Source organism: Achromobacter spanius, from assembly GCF_029637605.1.
Classification (GTDB): Bacteria; Pseudomonadota; Gammaproteobacteria; order Burkholderiales; family Burkholderiaceae_B; genus Achromobacter; species Achromobacter spanius_E.
On sequence record NZ_CP121261.1, the window covers coordinates 2,080,227 to 2,094,834 of the forward strand.

At 64.2% G+C, this 14,608-nt stretch carries 14 protein-coding genes; 7 read left to right on the forward strand and 7 right to left on the reverse strand.

Going from position 1 to position 14,608, the window contains the following annotated elements; translation table 11 throughout:
- Window positions 1-48 precede the first annotated feature (48 nt).
- The 3 genes from murJ (at window position 49) to rpsT (ending at window position 3,355) form a co-directional block, all read left to right on the forward strand.
- Window positions 49-1,608: a murein biosynthesis integral membrane protein MurJ gene (murJ, locus tag P8T11_RS09045; protein WP_268082249.1), complete on the forward strand. Its 1,560-nt coding sequence runs from the start codon at window positions 49-51 to the stop codon at window positions 1,606-1,608.
- A 192-nt stretch (window positions 1,609-1,800) separates the two neighbouring features.
- A complete protein-coding gene (locus tag P8T11_RS09050; protein ID WP_268082248.1) occupies window positions 1,801-2,772 on the forward strand; it encodes a FecR domain-containing protein in 972 nt (323 codons plus the stop codon).
- A 319-nt stretch (window positions 2,773-3,091) separates the two neighbouring features.
- Complete coding sequence (gene rpsT / locus P8T11_RS09055; RefSeq protein WP_025135824.1) at window positions 3,092-3,355, forward strand: 30S ribosomal protein S20; 264 nt, start codon at window positions 3,092-3,094, stop codon at window positions 3,353-3,355.
- Window positions 3,356-3,482: 127 nt separating this feature from the next.
- On the opposite strand, the gene P8T11_RS09060 is transcribed toward rpsT, so the two are convergent.
- The gene (locus P8T11_RS09060) at window positions 3,483-4,406 is read right to left on the reverse strand and encodes a LysR family transcriptional regulator (RefSeq protein ID WP_268082247.1); all 924 of its coding nucleotides are present in this window, start codon (window positions 4,404-4,406) and stop codon (window positions 3,483-3,485) included.
- A 117-nt stretch (window positions 4,407-4,523) separates the two neighbouring features.
- On the opposite strand from P8T11_RS09060, the gene lysA reads away from it, so the two are divergent.
- Window positions 4,524-5,756 carry a diaminopimelate decarboxylase gene (lysA, locus tag P8T11_RS09065; RefSeq protein ID WP_268082246.1) on the forward strand — a complete coding sequence of 411 codons (1,233 nt, stop codon included), beginning with the start codon at window positions 4,524-4,526 and terminating at the stop codon, window positions 5,754-5,756.
- Window positions 5,757-5,856: 100 nt separating this feature from the next.
- Here lysA and garL read toward each other — a convergent pair whose 3' ends face one another.
- The 5 genes from garL to P8T11_RS09090 all read right to left on the reverse strand — a co-directional run bounded on the left by garL (window position 5,857) and on the right by P8T11_RS09090 (window position 10,786).
- The gene (gene garL, locus P8T11_RS09070; RefSeq protein ID WP_268082245.1) at window positions 5,857-6,624 is read right to left on the reverse strand and encodes a 2-dehydro-3-deoxyglucarate aldolase; all 768 of its coding nucleotides are present in this window, start codon (window positions 6,622-6,624) and stop codon (window positions 5,857-5,859) included.
- A gap of 76 nt (window positions 6,625-6,700) precedes the next feature.
- The gene (locus tag P8T11_RS09075) at window positions 6,701-7,702 is read right to left on the reverse strand and encodes a Bug family tripartite tricarboxylate transporter substrate binding protein (protein ID WP_268082244.1); all 1,002 of its coding nucleotides are present in this window, start codon (window positions 7,700-7,702) and stop codon (window positions 6,701-6,703) included.
- 110 nt (window positions 7,703-7,812) lie between these two features.
- Window positions 7,813-8,925 carry an Ldh family oxidoreductase gene (locus tag P8T11_RS09080; protein WP_268082243.1) on the reverse strand — a complete coding sequence of 371 codons (1,113 nt, stop codon included), beginning with the start codon at window positions 8,923-8,925 and terminating at the stop codon, window positions 7,813-7,815.
- A gap of 53 nt (window positions 8,926-8,978) precedes the next feature.
- Window positions 8,979-9,710: a FadR/GntR family transcriptional regulator gene (locus P8T11_RS09085; RefSeq protein WP_268082409.1), complete on the reverse strand. Its 732-nt coding sequence runs from the start codon at window positions 9,708-9,710 to the stop codon at window positions 8,979-8,981.
- A 146-nt stretch (window positions 9,711-9,856) separates the two neighbouring features.
- Window positions 9,857-10,786: a dihydrodipicolinate synthase family protein gene (locus tag P8T11_RS09090; protein WP_268082242.1), complete on the reverse strand. Its 930-nt coding sequence runs from the start codon at window positions 10,784-10,786 to the stop codon at window positions 9,857-9,859.
- A gap of 189 nt (window positions 10,787-10,975) precedes the next feature.
- Here P8T11_RS09090 and P8T11_RS09095 point away from each other — a divergent pair, with 189 nt between their 5' ends.
- From P8T11_RS09095 to P8T11_RS09105, 3 genes are all read left to right on the forward strand, one after another.
- On the forward strand, window positions 10,976-11,977 hold the full coding sequence (locus P8T11_RS09095) for a Bug family tripartite tricarboxylate transporter substrate binding protein (RefSeq protein WP_268082241.1): 1,002 nt from the start codon (window positions 10,976-10,978) through the stop codon (window positions 11,975-11,977).
- A 73-nt stretch (window positions 11,978-12,050) separates the two neighbouring features.
- Window positions 12,051-13,022 (forward strand): Bug family tripartite tricarboxylate transporter substrate binding protein, encoded by a 972-nt coding sequence (locus P8T11_RS09100; RefSeq protein ID WP_268082240.1) that lies wholly within the window; start codon window positions 12,051-12,053, stop codon window positions 13,020-13,022.
- Between the two features lie 113 nt (window positions 13,023-13,135).
- Window positions 13,136-14,092 (forward strand): 2-hydroxyacid dehydrogenase, encoded by a 957-nt coding sequence (locus tag P8T11_RS09105; protein WP_268082408.1) that lies wholly within the window; start codon window positions 13,136-13,138, stop codon window positions 14,090-14,092.
- Between the two features lie 151 nt (window positions 14,093-14,243).
- Here P8T11_RS09105 and P8T11_RS09110 read toward each other — a convergent pair whose 3' ends face one another.
- The gene (locus tag P8T11_RS09110) at window positions 14,244-14,480 is read right to left on the reverse strand and encodes a hypothetical protein (RefSeq protein ID WP_268082407.1); all 237 of its coding nucleotides are present in this window, start codon (window positions 14,478-14,480) and stop codon (window positions 14,244-14,246) included.
- Window positions 14,481-14,608: the final 128 nt, after the last annotated feature.

Consider the following 14,608-nt stretch of genomic DNA (forward strand, 5'->3'; position numbering starts at 1 on the left):
CACGCAGTCGTTTCGGGCCGGCCCGCACTTTTTACGTAGTACCCATCCATGAGCCTGTTTCGTTCGGCGGCCACCGTCAGCAGCTTTACCCTGCTGTCCCGCATTTCCGGCCTGATCCGCGACATCCTCGTCGCCCGCGCGTTTGGCGCCGGCCCCATCACTGACGCCTTCTGGGTCGCGTTCCGTATTCCCAACCTGCTGCGGCGCCTGTTCGCCGAAGGCGCGTTCGCCCAGGCGTTCGTGCCCATTCTGGGCGCCGCGCGCAATCAGCGGTCGGAAGAAGAGGTTCGTGTCCTGCTGGATCGCGTGGCGTTGCTGCTGACCGCCGCGTTGATGCTGATTACCTTGATCGGTATCTTGGCCGCGCCCTGGGTCGTGTCGGCCATGGCCAGCGGCCTGCGCGGCGCCGCTCGTGATACCGAATTCGGCGCTGCCGTGTGGATGACGCGGATGATGTTTCCCTACATCTTCTGCATGTCCCTGATTGCCTTCGCCTCGGGCGTGCTCAACACCTGGCGGCGGTTCGCCGTGCCGGCTTTCACGCCCGTGTTGCTGAACCTGTCGATGATCGCCGCCTGCATCTGGCTGGCACCGCGCATGGATATCCCCGTCTACGCACTGGCGATCGGGGTGATGATCGGCGGCGTGGCGCAACTGGCCGTGCAGTGGGCTGCCTTGGCGCGACTGGGCCTGACGCCGCGCTTTTCGCTGCGTTTTCGCCAAGCCTGGGGCGACCCCACGGTGCAGCGCATCCTCAAGCAAATGGCGCCCGCCACGCTAGGCGTATCGGTGGCGCAGATTTCTTTGCTGATCAACACCAATATCGCAACGTGGCTGACGCCGGGCAGTGTGACCTGGCTGTCTTTCGCCGACCGGCTGATGGAATTTCCCACGGCCTTGCTAGGCGTCGCACTGGGCACGGTGCTGCTGCCAAGCCTGTCGGCCGCCCACGCGCGTGACGACCAGGGTGGCTACAGCGCCCTGTTGGACTGGGGCCTGCGCCTGGTGCTGTTGCTGGGCCTGCCCGCCGCAGTGGGCATGGCGCTGCTGTCGGACGGCCTGGTGGCCACCCTGTTCCATTACGGCGCATTCGCCGCGGACGACGTGCTGCAAACCCGCCTGGCCGTGATTTCCTATTCGGCTGGCCTGATCGGCCTGCTGTCGGTGAAAATCCTGGCGCCAGGCTTCTACGCCAAGCAGGACATTCGCACCCCGGTCAAAATCGCCATCGGCGTGCTGATTTTGACGCAGTTGATGAACCTGGTGCTGGTGCCGCTGATGGCCCATGCCGGCTTGGCGCTGGCGATTGGGCTGGGTGCCTGCCTGAACGCGTTGGCCCTGCTGATCGGCCTGCGCCGCCGTGGTGTATATCAGCCCGGCCCTGGCTGGACGGTGTTTGCGCTGCGCCTGCTGCCGGCGCTGGCAGGGCTGGCAGCCCTGCTCTGGTATGCCGATGGCAAGATCGACTGGATCGGCTTGCAGGCCCATCCGGGCTTGCGCGCGGCCTGGCTGGGCGGCGTCCTGGCAGCCAGCGGCGTGGTCTACTTCGGAATGTTGTTACTCTTTGGGTTCCGACTTAAAGACTTTGGACGTCGTCCAAAAGCCTGATTTCATCCGTGCGGGTGACATTCCCACCAAAAAGCCGGCTTTCCGCCGGCTTTTTGCATTAGATTCGTCAAGAATTGACAAGCGGCCCGTAATCTTTGGTAAAAAACCTTTATTATTTACAAATTGCCATCGAAAGGATTCCCGCCGGCTTGCGTGCGGGAAGATGAAGTGAAGTACGCCCAAGGACAACCCATGGCGGACCAGGTGATCAATTGGTTGCTCTTGCTGCGCTCGGGCAAGGCAACCGCGCAGGACTACAACGACTTCCTGGCGTGGCGTGCGGCTGACCCTCTCCACGAGAATGCCTGGCAGCAACTGACCGGCACGCTCGCAGGGTCGACGTTTGGACGGCTTGGTGACGCCTACCCCGCAGCGGATTACGCCACCGGAGCCGCGCCTGCCGCGCCGTCGCTGATCCCTCCGCCCCCGGCCATCGTGCCGCCCCGCCGCCGTTTTCTGACCGGCGCGTTGGCGCTCGCCAGTACCGGCGCCTGCGCCGCCTACGTCGGCAACGCCTTCTACCCGCTCAACAACGTGGCCGCTGACGCCGCCACGGCAACCGGCGAACGCCGCCGCTACCTGCTTTCGGACGGCAGCCAACTGTTGCTGGACGCCCGCAGCCGCGTCGACCTGGACTTCACCCCCGCCTACCGCCAAGTTCGTTTGCTGGACGGCGCTGTGACGGTTTCGGTCGCCCCGGACGCCCGCCGCCCGTTCCTGGTACAGACGGCGGAAGGCACCGTTCGCGCGCTTGGCACCCGCTACATGGTGCGCCAGCAGGCACAGCGCACGGTGGTGGTGGTGCACGAGCATGAAGTCGAGGTCGAAACCATGGCGGGTGCCCACGGCACCGTCCGCGCCGGCACCGGCGCCCGATTCGATGTATCCCGCATGGACATCCCGCGTGCCGAATTGATGGCCGAAGCGGCCTGGGAATCCGGCTGGGTCGACGCTCGAGGCCGCCCGCTTGCGGAAGTGATTGCCGCGCTGCGCCCCTATCGCACCGGTGCGCTGCGTGTGTCCATGGCCGCGGGCGGTTTGCCTGTGTCGGGGCATTTTCCGCTGGATGACACCAATGCCGCGCTCGACGCGCTGCAAGAGATGATGCCCATCAACGTGCGTCGTTTTACGCCCTGGTTCGTGTCCATCAACGTCGCCACCTGACAACGCTATCCCGCGTGCCTGTGCCTCGCGCCCGCTTCGTTGTATACTCGGTACCGTATTTTTATCCAGTAGGCGCCGCGGGTTTTCCTCAAGGCTTTGGTTCTAGGCTTTAGCAGGGGATTATCCGAAAGGGTTAACTAGCTAAAACTCTTTAGCTAAAACTCTTTAGCTAGAACTTTTTAGCCCAGGGACTTTTCTCCCCCAGCGCCCCCCGCCCGGTTGACGGGCGCTCCATCGACAGATCTGACATTAAAAGCTTGCAATCCCACAGGGACTTGCTAAAATGTTGGACTTTGCCGAATTCAACTTATATAGCAACATGGCCAATACCGCCCAAGCCCGCAAGCGCGCTCGCCAATCCGTTGAGCGCAACAAGCACAATTCCAGCCTGCGCTCGATGCTGCGCACCGCCATCAAGCGCGTTCGCCAATCTATCGCCGCTGGCGACAAAGCTGCGGCTGGCGACGTGTTCCAGAAGGCCTCGAGCGTGATCGATCGCGTGGCTGACAAGAACATCATCCACAAGAACAAGGCTGCTCGCCACAAGAGCCGCCTGGCTGCCGCCATCAAGGCGCTGGCCTAAGATTCTGCCGCCCCGCTTTTTGGGGCGTCATGAATACGGCAAATGAAGAAGGATGCCCCCGGGCATCCTTTTTTGTTGCCTGCTGGTTTTGCCAAGGGTTTTGTCAAAAACCAATTTGACCTGACGCCTACCGCGCGCCGGCATACGTATCCGCCAGCCTGGCCTTGATGGCGGCAGCGGCATCGGATAACGATGCCATGAACCCATCCACCAGCGGATTGGCCGGGCGATGCTCGGGAAAAACCGCGTTGACGCGGAACGGCAATGATCGGCGCAGCGGTCGGATGTGCAAGCCGCGGCCCGCGAAATCCAATGCCGTCAGCGGGTTCACGATAGCCAAGCCCAGCCCTAATCGCACGAACGTGCAGACGGACACCGCGGTCGGCGTTTCCACGATGGACCGTCGCAATACCCCCGCTTCCGCAAACGCTTCGTCGATCTGTATCCGATAAGGGTCGTTGGCCGACAGGCTGACAAAAGCCTGCCCTTCGAAATCCGCCAGATCGATTTCCGCGCGCGCCAGCAGCGGATGCCCGTCCGGCAGCACACATACCTCATCCACCTGCAGCAGCAGCCGCACCCGCGTGCCCGCCGGGGCGGCGTCGTGTTCCGTCAGGCCCAGATCGTAGCGTTGGGCCGTCAACCACTCTTCCAGAAACGGCGATTCCTGAGTTTCCACCGACAGACTTACCCCCGGATGCAGGGCATGAAAGCGCCGAAATGCGTCGGGCAGGATGGAATGCGAGAAAGCGGGCAAGGCGATCACCGACAATTGCCCGCCCCGAAACTCGCGCAGGCGCGCCGCGGCCGACACCACGCGCTCCAGGCCCGCATAGGACTGCCTGATCTCGTCGTAGAGCGCCAGGGCGGGCATGGTGGGCCGCAGGCGGCCGTGTACGCGTTCGAACAGCGCAAAGCCAATGCCCTGCTCCATGCGCGCCAGTTCGCGGCTGACCGTGGGCTGCGAGGTGCTAAGGAGCTCGGCGGCCCGTGTCACGCTGCCGGCGATCATCACCGCCCGGAACACTTCGATATGCCGATGCGTCAGCATGCCATGCCCCATATCAAAAATGAATGGATATTCAACATATAAGCATTTTACTGGATGCCTTGAAACCGGCATCATTCCGCCTGCTTTCAACTCATCATTTCAAGGTCAGCCCCCGTCATGGCATTCGATCCTCGCCAACTCACCCAACTCGCCACGCAACACGGCACGCCGCTGTGGGTGTATGACGCCGCCGTCATCCGCGAACGCATTGCGCAACTGCGCCGCTTCGACACCATCCGCTATGCGCAAAAGGCGTGCTCCAACCTGCACATCTTGCGTCTGATGCGCGAGGAAGGCGCGGTGGTCGACGCGGTATCGCTGGGTGAAATCGAACGCAGCCTGGCCGCCGGCTTCGACCCCAAGGGGGAGCCTGAAGGCATGGTCTTCACGGCCGACCTGATCGACCACGCCACCTTGGCCACCGTGCTCAAGCACGGCATCACCGTGAACGCCGGCTCGCTGGACATGCTGGACCGCGTGGGCCAGGCCTCGCCCGGCCATCGCGTGTGGTTGCGCATCAACCCTGGCTTTGGCCACGGCCACAGCAACAAGACCAACACCGGCGGCCCGCAAAGCAAGCACGGCATCTGGATCGACGACGTGGCGCAAGCCGTGTCCATCGTGCGCCGCCACGGGATGAAGCTGGTCGGCATCCACATGCACATCGGCTCGGGCGTAGACTACGGCCACCTGTCCAGCGTCTGCGACGCCATGGTTGACGTGGTGCGCTCGCTGGACCACGACATCGAGGCCATCTCGGCCGGCGGCGGCCTGTCCATTCCTTACCGCGATGGCGAACCGCGCATTGACTGCGACCATTATTTTGAACAGTGGGATTCGGCCCGCAAGCGCATTGAACAGTTGCTGGGCCATGACGTCCGGCTGGAGATCGAACCGGGCCGCTTCCTGGTGGCCGAGGCCGGCGTACTGGTCACGGAAGTGCATGCCGTCAACCACCGCCCCGAGCGCGACTTTGCACTGGTGGACGCGGGCTTCAACGATTTGATGCGTCCGGCCATGTACGGCAGCTTTCACCGCATCTCGGTCCATGCGCGCGACGGTTCAGATCCGCAGGGCGTGGCCGAAACACGCATCGCCGTTGCCGGACCGCTGTGCGAATCGGGTGACGTGTTCACCCAGGAAGAAGGCGGCGTGATGACCGACCAGTTGTTGCCGCAGCCGCGCATTGGCGACTTCATGGTCATGCACAACGCGGGCGCGTATGGCTCGTCGATGTCATCGAACTACAACAGCCGGCCGCTGGCGCCCGAGGTCTTGCTGGACAAGGGCGCAGCGCGCCTGATTCGCCGCCGCCAGACCGTCAGCGAATTGCTGGCGCTGGAGGACTGAGCACTAAGACTCAGCAATAAGACCCGGCAATAAGCCCCAGCAGAACCAGACCACACGCCCCGCCTTATTCGCGGGGCGTGTTGCATGACACCCAACGCAATCAAGTCGGGAATGCGTCCCGCAATGCGAACGTGGCCTGCTTGAACACGCCCAGGTCCGTGCCCACCGCAACAAAGTGCATGCCCATGTCCAGATAACGCCGCGCATCCGCATGCACGGGCGCCAGTATCCCTACGGCCTTGCCTTGGGCCGTCACGCGCTGATGCAGGTGGCGGATGACGTCTTGCACTTCCGGGTGGCCGGGGTTGCCGATGTGGCCCAGCGCGGCAGCCAGGTCAGACGGGCCGATGAACACGCCATCCACCCCTTCCACGGCGGCAATCTCATCCACCGCCTCGATGCCCGGACGGCTTTCAATCTGCAGCAGCACGCAGATGTTGTCGTTGATGGTCTGCAGGTAGTCCGGCACCGTGCCATAGCGGTTGCTGCGCTGCGCGCCCGCCACGCCGCGCATGCCCTGCGGGGGATAACGGGTAGCCGCCACCGCCAGGCGCGCGTCGGCTTCGGACTCGATGAACGGAATCAGCAGGTTGTAGAAGCCGATATCCAGCAGGCGCTTGATCTGCACCGGATCATTCCACGACGGCCGCCCGACGGCGGCGCTGGCGCTGCCCTGCAACGCCTGCAACTGTTGCAGGAACATCGGCACTTCATTGGGCGAATGCTCGCCGTCCAGAAGCAGCCAGTCGAAGTCCGCCAGCCCGACAAGCTCGGCCGTGATGTGGCTGGACATGCACATCCAGAATCCGATGAGCCGTTCGCGGGCAAGGATGCGTTGCCGGAAACGGTTGGGTAAGGGAGAGTTCATTGCCACCTTCGTCTGTGCAAGATAAAAATCCGAAAACGGGAACGCGCAAGCCGGGCCACAGCCCGGCCGCCCCGCGTCAATCCATGCGCGCGCCCGAGGCCTTGGCCGCCTTGCCCCACTTGCTGATCTCGTTATCGACAAACGCCGAGAACGACTTCGGGTCGTCGCCCACCACGACAAAGCCCACGCTTTCCAGTTTTTGCCGGATGTCGGGCGACGACAGCGCCTTGACCGTGGCCTGGTTCAAACGCTGGATCACGGCAGGCGGCGTCTTGGCGGGTGCGGACAAGCCAAACCAGGATTCCGCCGAGAAGCCCGGGTAGCCCGACTCCGCCACCGTGGGCGTGTCGGGATAGGCCGGGTTGCGCTTGGCGCTGGCCACGGCCAAGGCGCGCAATTTGCCGGACGTGACTTGCGGCAGCAGCGTGTCCTGGTTCAGGAACATGACCGAGACGCGCCCGCCGATCATGTCGGTGATGGCGGCGGCGCCGCCCTTGTACGGCACATGCACCAGGTCGATCTTGGCGTCCTGCTTCAGCATTTCCATGGCCAGGTGGCCCGACGAGCCACTGCCCGAGCTGGCGTGCGTGTACTTGCCCGGGTTCTCGCGCGCCAGCTTGATGAAGTCGGCGAAGGTCTTGCCGGGAAAGTCCATATTGGCGACCAGCACGTTGGGGCCGGTGGCCAGCAGCGAGATATGCGCGAAGTCGCTGTTGCGGTACGGCATGTTCTGGTAGATGGCGTAGCTGATGGCGTTGGAGCCCACGCCCGACAGCAGCAAGGTGTAGCCGTCCGGTTCGGCCTTGGCCACCACATCGGAACCGATGTTGCCGTTGGCGCCGCCCTTGTTTTCGACGATGACGCTCTGGCCCAGTTCTTTGGAAAGTTCGGCGGCCAGCAGGCGGCCCACCGAGTCGGTGCTGCCGCCGGCCGGGAAAGGTACGACCAGCTTGACCGGCTTGCTTGGCCAGGCGCCGGATTGCGCCATGGCCACGGCGGGCAGCAGCGCCATGGCGCCCAGGGTGGCCGCGGCCAGCACGGCAAGGCGTCTGCGCGCCGAAGGTTTGGGTTGTTGCATGCTTGTCTCTTCCGTATGGTTTTTTTAGAGGGTTAGCCCGGTGACCGGGTCTGCTGTTATGGGTAAAACAATTCGGGCAAAACAAATACAGAACAACAAACGTCTGGCGATCAGATGTCGTCCAGCAAATAGGGCGTGCCCGCGCGTTCACAAATGCCACGCAGGCGCTCGGCCAAGGCGGCCGAAATGGGAATGCCGGCGCGCAAGCGGCGCGCGCGCTCGGCCGCTTCGGGTTCGCCCGCCACCAGCACGGGCTCGTCGGGGTTGGCGGGCGGCGTGTCGTGCAGCGAGTCGATCATGTCGTCCATATCGGATTCGAATGAGCCTGCAGCGCGGAACGCATCGGGATTCAGGGCCAGGAAGAAATGGCCCACGTCATCGGGCTCGCCCGGCTTGCGCGTCGGCGCGCGGCGCGCGGCAAACGCGCTGCCGCTCAGCGTGCCGCCAAGAATCTGCGCCATCATCGCCAGGCCGTAGCCCTTGTGGCTGCTCATGGCGGGCGTGCCGCCCAAGGGCGTCAGCCCGCCTTCGGGATGCTTGAAGATGAACTGCATCGCGGCATCGGCGTCCGTCACCGCGCCGCCCTGCCCGTCCACCGCCCAGCCGGGCGGCAACGGTTTGCCCAGGAAGTCATACACCTTGACCTTGTTCGCGGCGACGGTGGTGGTGGCCATGTCCAGCACGAAAGGCTCGTTGTGCGCGGCCGGTGCGCCGAACGCAATGGGGTTGGTGCCCAGCATGGGCATGGCGCCGCGCGTGGGCACCATGATGATGCCGTTGGCGCTGCTGGTCACCAGCCCGACCACGCCGCGCTGCACGGCAATGCGCGCATAGACGCCGGCCGCGCCGAAGTGATGCGAGTTGCATACCGACACCGCGCCCACCCCGTGTTCCAAGGCTTTGTCCACGGCCAGGTGCATGGCTTGCGCGGCCACCGGATACCCCAGCCCGCCCATGCCGTCGATCAGCGCGCTGGCGCCGCCGTCGCGCACCACCTTGGCGCGCGCATCCAGCCGCAAGGAGCCCGCGCGCCATTTTTCCTCGTAGGAAGGCAGCATCGAAATGCCATGCGAATCGATGCCCAGCAGATCCGTCTGCGCCATCAGGCCGGCGGTGGTGTGCGCCAGGTCCTCATCCATGCCCCACGCTTGCAGCACCTGCAAGATTTGCTCAAGAACCTGCTCTACCGGCACGTCCCTGGCTGTTGCTCCGTTGCCTTGCACTGGTTTGTCTCCGTTTGATGTTGTGTGGCTGGCCCACGCCGGCGCGCAAGCGATCAGTCTCGCTCGCGGTCCACCAGCCGATGGCGCGCCTGCCCCAGGTGAAACTGCATGGCCACGCGGGCGCGCTCGCTGTCCTGTTCGCGGATGGCATCCAGGATGGTGGCGTGTTCGTCCACCACGCGCTGCGCGCGCTGGCGCGAACCTGTGCGCGTCAGGCTCAAGGTGAGCCGCATGAAACCGTTGATGGATTCGTGGATGCTTTCCAGCACGCCTAGATAGAAGTCGTTGCCGCTGGCCTCGGCGATGCTGGCATGAAACGCCAGGTCCGCTTCGGGCGACACTTGGCCGTGCGTCAGGCTGTCGGCAAACGCGGCATGCGCATCGGTGATTTTCTTGAGTTGGTCGTCGGTGCGGCGCAGTGCCGCCAGCCGCGCGGCATCGCCTTCCAACGCCACGCGCACCTCTTGCGCGCGCAGATAGGCGCTGACGTTCTGCACATCGTTGAAGGTCTTCAGGCGCGGCGCGGGCTGATGGCTCACAAACGTGCCCAGGCCCTGATGCGCGGTGATGAGCCCATCGGCGCGCAAGCGCAGCAGCGCTTCACGCACCACCGGCCGCGACACCCCGAAGCGCTCCGAGATCTCGTTCTCGGACGGCAGCTTGTCGCCCACGTTCAAGCCGCCCGACACGATCTGTTCAAAGATCTGCCCGTAGACCTGGTCCGCCAGCCGCACCCGGTGTCCACGTTCCAGCACAGGGGAACCGGATGCCTCGGCCGGTTCCAGGGCTTGCGGTTCGGATGATGTTGTTGCTTTGGATCGGGCCACGAAACCTCCTGAATGCGTAAGGCCTGTCCGCCTTTACGCGGACAGCGCCCATCGTACCGCCAACACGCGAAACGATGAGCGAAGCGCGGCCACGCGGTTCACGTTCAGGCCGCCACGGCTTCCTTGTCCCACGCCGCCAAGGCGCGCGCCACCGGCGCCACGCGCTCGCGCTCGGCGCTGGAAATGCCGGTCAGCAGCGGCAACATGGGGCCCATGTCGGCCACGCCGGACAAGGTCACGGCGTCGTGCAGCACGCGGATGGGGCTGATGCCGTCGCGGCAGTCTTCCAGGCCCATGTAGTGTTGGCGCACGGCCTCGGCCTCGTCGTAGCGGCCTTCGCGCAACAGATGCAACAGGCGCATCGATCCGCGCGGCGCCACGCAGACGGAACCCGACGTAAAGCTCTTCAAGCCGAAGTCGCGATAGTGCACGATGGCCGGGCGTTCGCCGATGCCACTGACGACCCAGCGTGAATCCACGGATTCCAGCAGCGACGACAGATACGCATCCTTTGCCGGGTTGTCGCGAACCACGGCGTACTTGAACGCCACGATGCGGCCTTCTTCGATCAGCCGGGCGGCGGTTTCCGGCGCCAGGTAGTCGGCCGACTTGATGTACATGACGGCGGGCTTGCCCAGCGCGTCGGTGAAACGGCGCACGCCATCGGCCAGGCCCGCGTCCGTGTACGGGAACGACATCGGCAGCAGCATCGCAGTGGGAAACGCACGCGATCGCAGGATGGCCGCCTGATCCATCATCTTGCCGTAGTCAGGCCCCACCGAAGGCAGGATCCACGTGTCCGAACCGGCCAGGCCAGCCAGCATGTCCACGATGCGCGCGTATTCGCTCACGCCCACGTTGTAGAAATTGGCGTTGCCGCCGTACATCACGTTGCGCACGCCGCCCGCTTCCAGATGGCCCAGCAGCGTCTTGTTGGCGGCCTCGTTTAGGGAAAGATCGTCATGGCGGGCCAGGGGCGGCACGGCGATGACCGAACGCTGCAAGTCCTGCGCGGTGACCGGGGAAGTTTTCATGGACGGGGCTCCTGGCTGATCCAGTTGTCAGATAAGTAAGGTGAAAAAAGTATACTTGGTTGACAAGCATAATCTCAATACCTATATTTGTTTGACAAGTGAAACGGCATCACAAAGCGGGGTGCGTTGCGGCACCTTGCGGTTGAAAAAAGAAAGCGCGGTCACGCGCACACCCAAGGAGACAAGACCATGCACGCCCCCATCGCGCGACGCCGGCTGATCGCGGCCGCCACCTTGACGGCCATCGCCTTGGCGCTACCCGCCGCCCAGGCCCAGGCCGACTACCCCGAACGCGACGTGAAGATCATCGTGCCCTTTCCCGCCGGCGGCACAACAGACATCGCCGCGCGCGTCGTGGCCGCCGAGCTGGGCAAAACCTGGAACAAGCCGGTGGTGGTGGACAACAAGGCGGGCGCGGGCGGCAACGTCGGCACGGCGGAAGCCGCGCGCGCCACCGCCGACGGCTACACCTTGTTGATGGGCACCGTCAGCACGCATGCCATCAACCAGTCCGTCTACAGCAAGCTGCCCTACGACCCCGTGAAGGATTTCGTGCCCGTGACGCTGGTGATCCCCGTGCCGAACATTCTTGAGGTGAATCCCAAGTTCGCGGACAAGCACGGCATCCGCACCGTGGCCGACCTGATCAAGTACCTGAAGGCCAACCCGGATAGCGTCAACATGGCTTCCACCGGCAACGGCACGTCCACGCACCTGTCGGGCGAACTATTCCAGACCATGACGGGCACGCGCATGACGCATGTGCCGTACAAGGGCAGCAGCCCCGCGTTGACCGACGTGATGGGCGGTTCGGCCGACCTGATCTTCGACAACCTGCCCTCGTCCATGGGCTATATCAAGGGCGGCAAGCTGCGCCCGCTGGCCGTGACCACGGCCGCGCGCTCGCCCGCCTTGCCCGACGTGCCAACCATGGCCGAAGCCGGCGTGAAGGGCTACGAGGCATCCAGCTGGTTCGGCTTGCTGGCGCCGGCGGGCACGCCGCCCGCCATCGTCGAGAAGATCCAGCGAGATGTGGCCGCCGCCCTGCAACAGGCCCCGGTGCGCGCGCAATTGCAGGCGCAAGGCGCCACGCCGTCGGGCAACACACCCGCGCAGTTCAAACAATTCATGGCGCAAGAAACCGCCAAGTGGGCCAAGGTGGTGCAAGCCTCGGGCGCCAAAGTCGACTGAACCTACGCATATTCGGCCCGTGCGCAACGCGTGAGCGCCGGGCTTTTCATCACCACGCGAACCAGGAGACAACATGAATAAACTGTTCTGCGCGGCCGCCGCGGCGGGCGCTGTGCTACTAGCCGGGCCCACCGCCCAGGCTGCCGGTTACCCGGAAAAGCCGGTCACCATGATTGTGCCGTTCGTGCCGGGCGGTTCGTCCGACATCACGGCGCGCTCGGTCACCCCGATGCTGACCCAGACGCTGGGCCAGACCTTCGTGGTCGAGAACAAACCCGGCGCCAACAGCGCCATCGGCGCGCAGGCGCTGGCCCGCAGCACGCCCGATGGCTACACGATGATGGTTGGCTCCATCGGCACCTTCGCCATCAACGAAGCCCTCTACAAGAACCTGGCCTACAACCCCAGCAAGGACTTCGCTTACCTGACGCAGGCGGTGCGCAACCCGAATGTGCTGGTAGCCGCTACCAAGTTCCCGGCCAACACCGTTGCCGAACTGGTTGCCTATGCGAAGAAGAATCCGGGCAGCGTGTCTTATGCCTCGTCCGGCACGGGTTCGTCGGACCACCTGTCCGCCGTGCTGTTTCGCCAGCGCACGGACAGCACCGGTGTAGACGTGCCCTACAAGGGCGGCGGTGCCGCCATTGCCGACCTGCTCGGCGGACAGGTCAACGTGTCGTTCCAGAATCTGGGCGCGGTGCAAAACCACATCAAGGCCGGCAAGCTCAAGGCCCTGGCCATCACCGGGGATACGCGCGCGACCGATCTGCCCGACGTGCCGACGCTGGCCGAAGCCGGCATCAAGGACATGGTGGTGTATTCGTGGCAGGGGTTCGCCGTGCCCAAGGCCACGCCGCCCGACGTCGTGGAAAAGCTGTCCAAGGCCTTGCAGGACGCGCTGCGCGACCCGAAGACCAAGCAGACGCTGCAAGGGCTGGGCTTTGAAGTCGTGGCCAACACGCCGCAGCAGTTCGCGGCGTTCCAGCAGGCCGAAGTGAAACGGTGGAAAGACGTCATCCAGAAGGCCAACATCCAACTGGAGTAAACGCCGGGCCGCCGGGCCGCTATAAGAGGGGGTGCCTTCGGGCATCCCCTGAAGCGGCGTTCAAGCCTGAATCAAGTAGCATGACCGTTTTCGCCACCCACTCGTACGACAACATGACCACCAAGCATCGCATCATCCAGGTCGGCTCGCTGGCCGGCTCCCCCTCCGCCAACAAGAACCTTGCCGACGGCTATGACGTCGTTGAACTGTGGAAATTTCCCGACCGCAAGGCGGCGCTGGCTGAGCACGGCAAGGGCATCACCGCCGTCGTCACGTCGGCCAATTTCGGCGCAGACGCCGAATTGATCAACGCGCTGCCCGACCTCAAGGCCATTTGCAGTTGGGGCGTGGGTTACGAAACGATAGACGTAGAAGCCGCCAAGAAGCGTGGCGTGCAGGTCAGCAACACGCCCGACGTGCTGACGGATTGCGTGGCGGATCTGGCCTGGGGCCTGCTGATCGCGGGCGCGCGCCGCATGGGCCAGGGCGAACGCTTCGTACGCGCTGGCCAATGGGGCCAGGTGCATGGCAGCATCCCGTTGGGTCAGCGCGTCAGCGGCAAGAAGCTGGGCATTGTGGGCCTGGGCCGCATCGGCGAAGCCATCGCCAAGCGCGGCACGGGTTTCGACATGGACGTGCGCTATCACAACCGCAGAAAGCGCGACGACATCCCTTATGGCTACGAAGCGTCGCTGGTCGACCTGGCCACCTGGGCCGACTTCCTGGTGGTTGCGACCGTGGGCGGACCCAGCACGCGCCATCTGGTGAACCAGCCCGTGCTGGAAGCGTTGGGCCCCAAGGGCATCATCGTCAACATCGCGCGCGGCCCGGTCATTGACGAAGCCGCGCTGGTGGCGGCGCTGGAAGCCGGCAAGCTGGGCTGCGCCGCACTGGACGTGTTCGAACACGAACCCAAGGTGCCGCAAGCGCTGATCGACAGCGACAACGCCGTGCTGCTGCCGCACATCGGCAGCGCCACGCTGGAGACGCGCCTGGACATGGAAAACCTGATGCTGGACAACCTGAAGTCCTACTTCGACACCGGACGCGTGATCACGCCGGTGGAGTAAGCGGTGGAGTAAGCGTCACGTGCATGGCGCACATGGCGTGCAAATGAAAAAGCCTCTCGGCGCCCATACCGAGAGGCTTTCGACTTTCCGGCCCACAACGGGGTCGGCAGTCTTCCTGCAAAGGAACTGGCAGGGCTTTACCGCCCCTGCCTTACTTCGCCGGCGTGGTGCCGGATTGGCCCATACTTGAAGCCGTGCCTGATTTCGCGCCCGCGTGTTTGGCGGATGCCTTGTCAGACTTGTGATGCTTGTGCTGCGCGTGGGTTTTGGAATCACCCTTGTTGGCCTGCGCATCGGCGCCGGCCGCAAACGCCGAAGGCGCTGCGGCAAGGCCAAGGCACAAGGCCGACGTGGATAAGAACGCAGCGATACGGGAGTGTGTCGTCATTGCATGTACTCCTGGATAAACAAGGCCGAAGCCTGTGCGGCAGTGGGCGGCAACATCGCCGCTTATGCCGTACTCCGTTTGAAGACCGGACATGCAGAAGGTTCAATGCGGAACCAGAAAATTTCGGC

Coding starts and splice junctions, on each gene's coding strand:
- P8T11_RS09105 (WP_268082408.1), top strand. CDS start 13,136: ATGACCACCAAGCATCGCATCATCCAGGTCGGCTCGCTGGCCGGCTCC.
- P8T11_RS09095 (WP_268082241.1), top strand. CDS start 10,976: ATGCACGCCCCCATCGCGCGACGCCGGCTGATCGCGGCCGCCACCTTG.
- garL (WP_268082245.1), bottom strand. CDS start 6,624: ATGAACTCTCCCTTACCCAACCGTTTCCGGCAACGCATCCTTGCCCGC.
- rpsT (WP_025135824.1), top strand. CDS start 3,092: ATGGCCAATACCGCCCAAGCCCGCAAGCGCGCTCGCCAATCCGTTGAG.
- P8T11_RS09060 (WP_268082247.1), bottom strand. CDS start 4,406: ATGCTGACGCATCGGCATATCGAAGTGTTCCGGGCGGTGATGATCGCC.
- P8T11_RS09100 (WP_268082240.1), top strand. CDS start 12,051: ATGAATAAACTGTTCTGCGCGGCCGCCGCGGCGGGCGCTGTGCTACTA.
- P8T11_RS09075 (WP_268082244.1), bottom strand. CDS start 7,702: ATGCAACAACCCAAACCTTCGGCGCGCAGACGCCTTGCCGTGCTGGCC.
- murJ (WP_268082249.1), top strand. CDS start 49: ATGAGCCTGTTTCGTTCGGCGGCCACCGTCAGCAGCTTTACCCTGCTG.
- lysA (WP_268082246.1), top strand. CDS start 4,524: ATGGCATTCGATCCTCGCCAACTCACCCAACTCGCCACGCAACACGGC.
- P8T11_RS09090 (WP_268082242.1), bottom strand. CDS start 10,786: ATGAAAACTTCCCCGGTCACCGCGCAGGACTTGCAGCGTTCGGTCATC.
- P8T11_RS09110 (WP_268082407.1), bottom strand. CDS start 14,480: ATGACGACACACTCCCGTATCGCTGCGTTCTTATCCACGTCGGCCTTG.
- P8T11_RS09050 (WP_268082248.1), top strand. CDS start 1,801: ATGGCGGACCAGGTGATCAATTGGTTGCTCTTGCTGCGCTCGGGCAAG.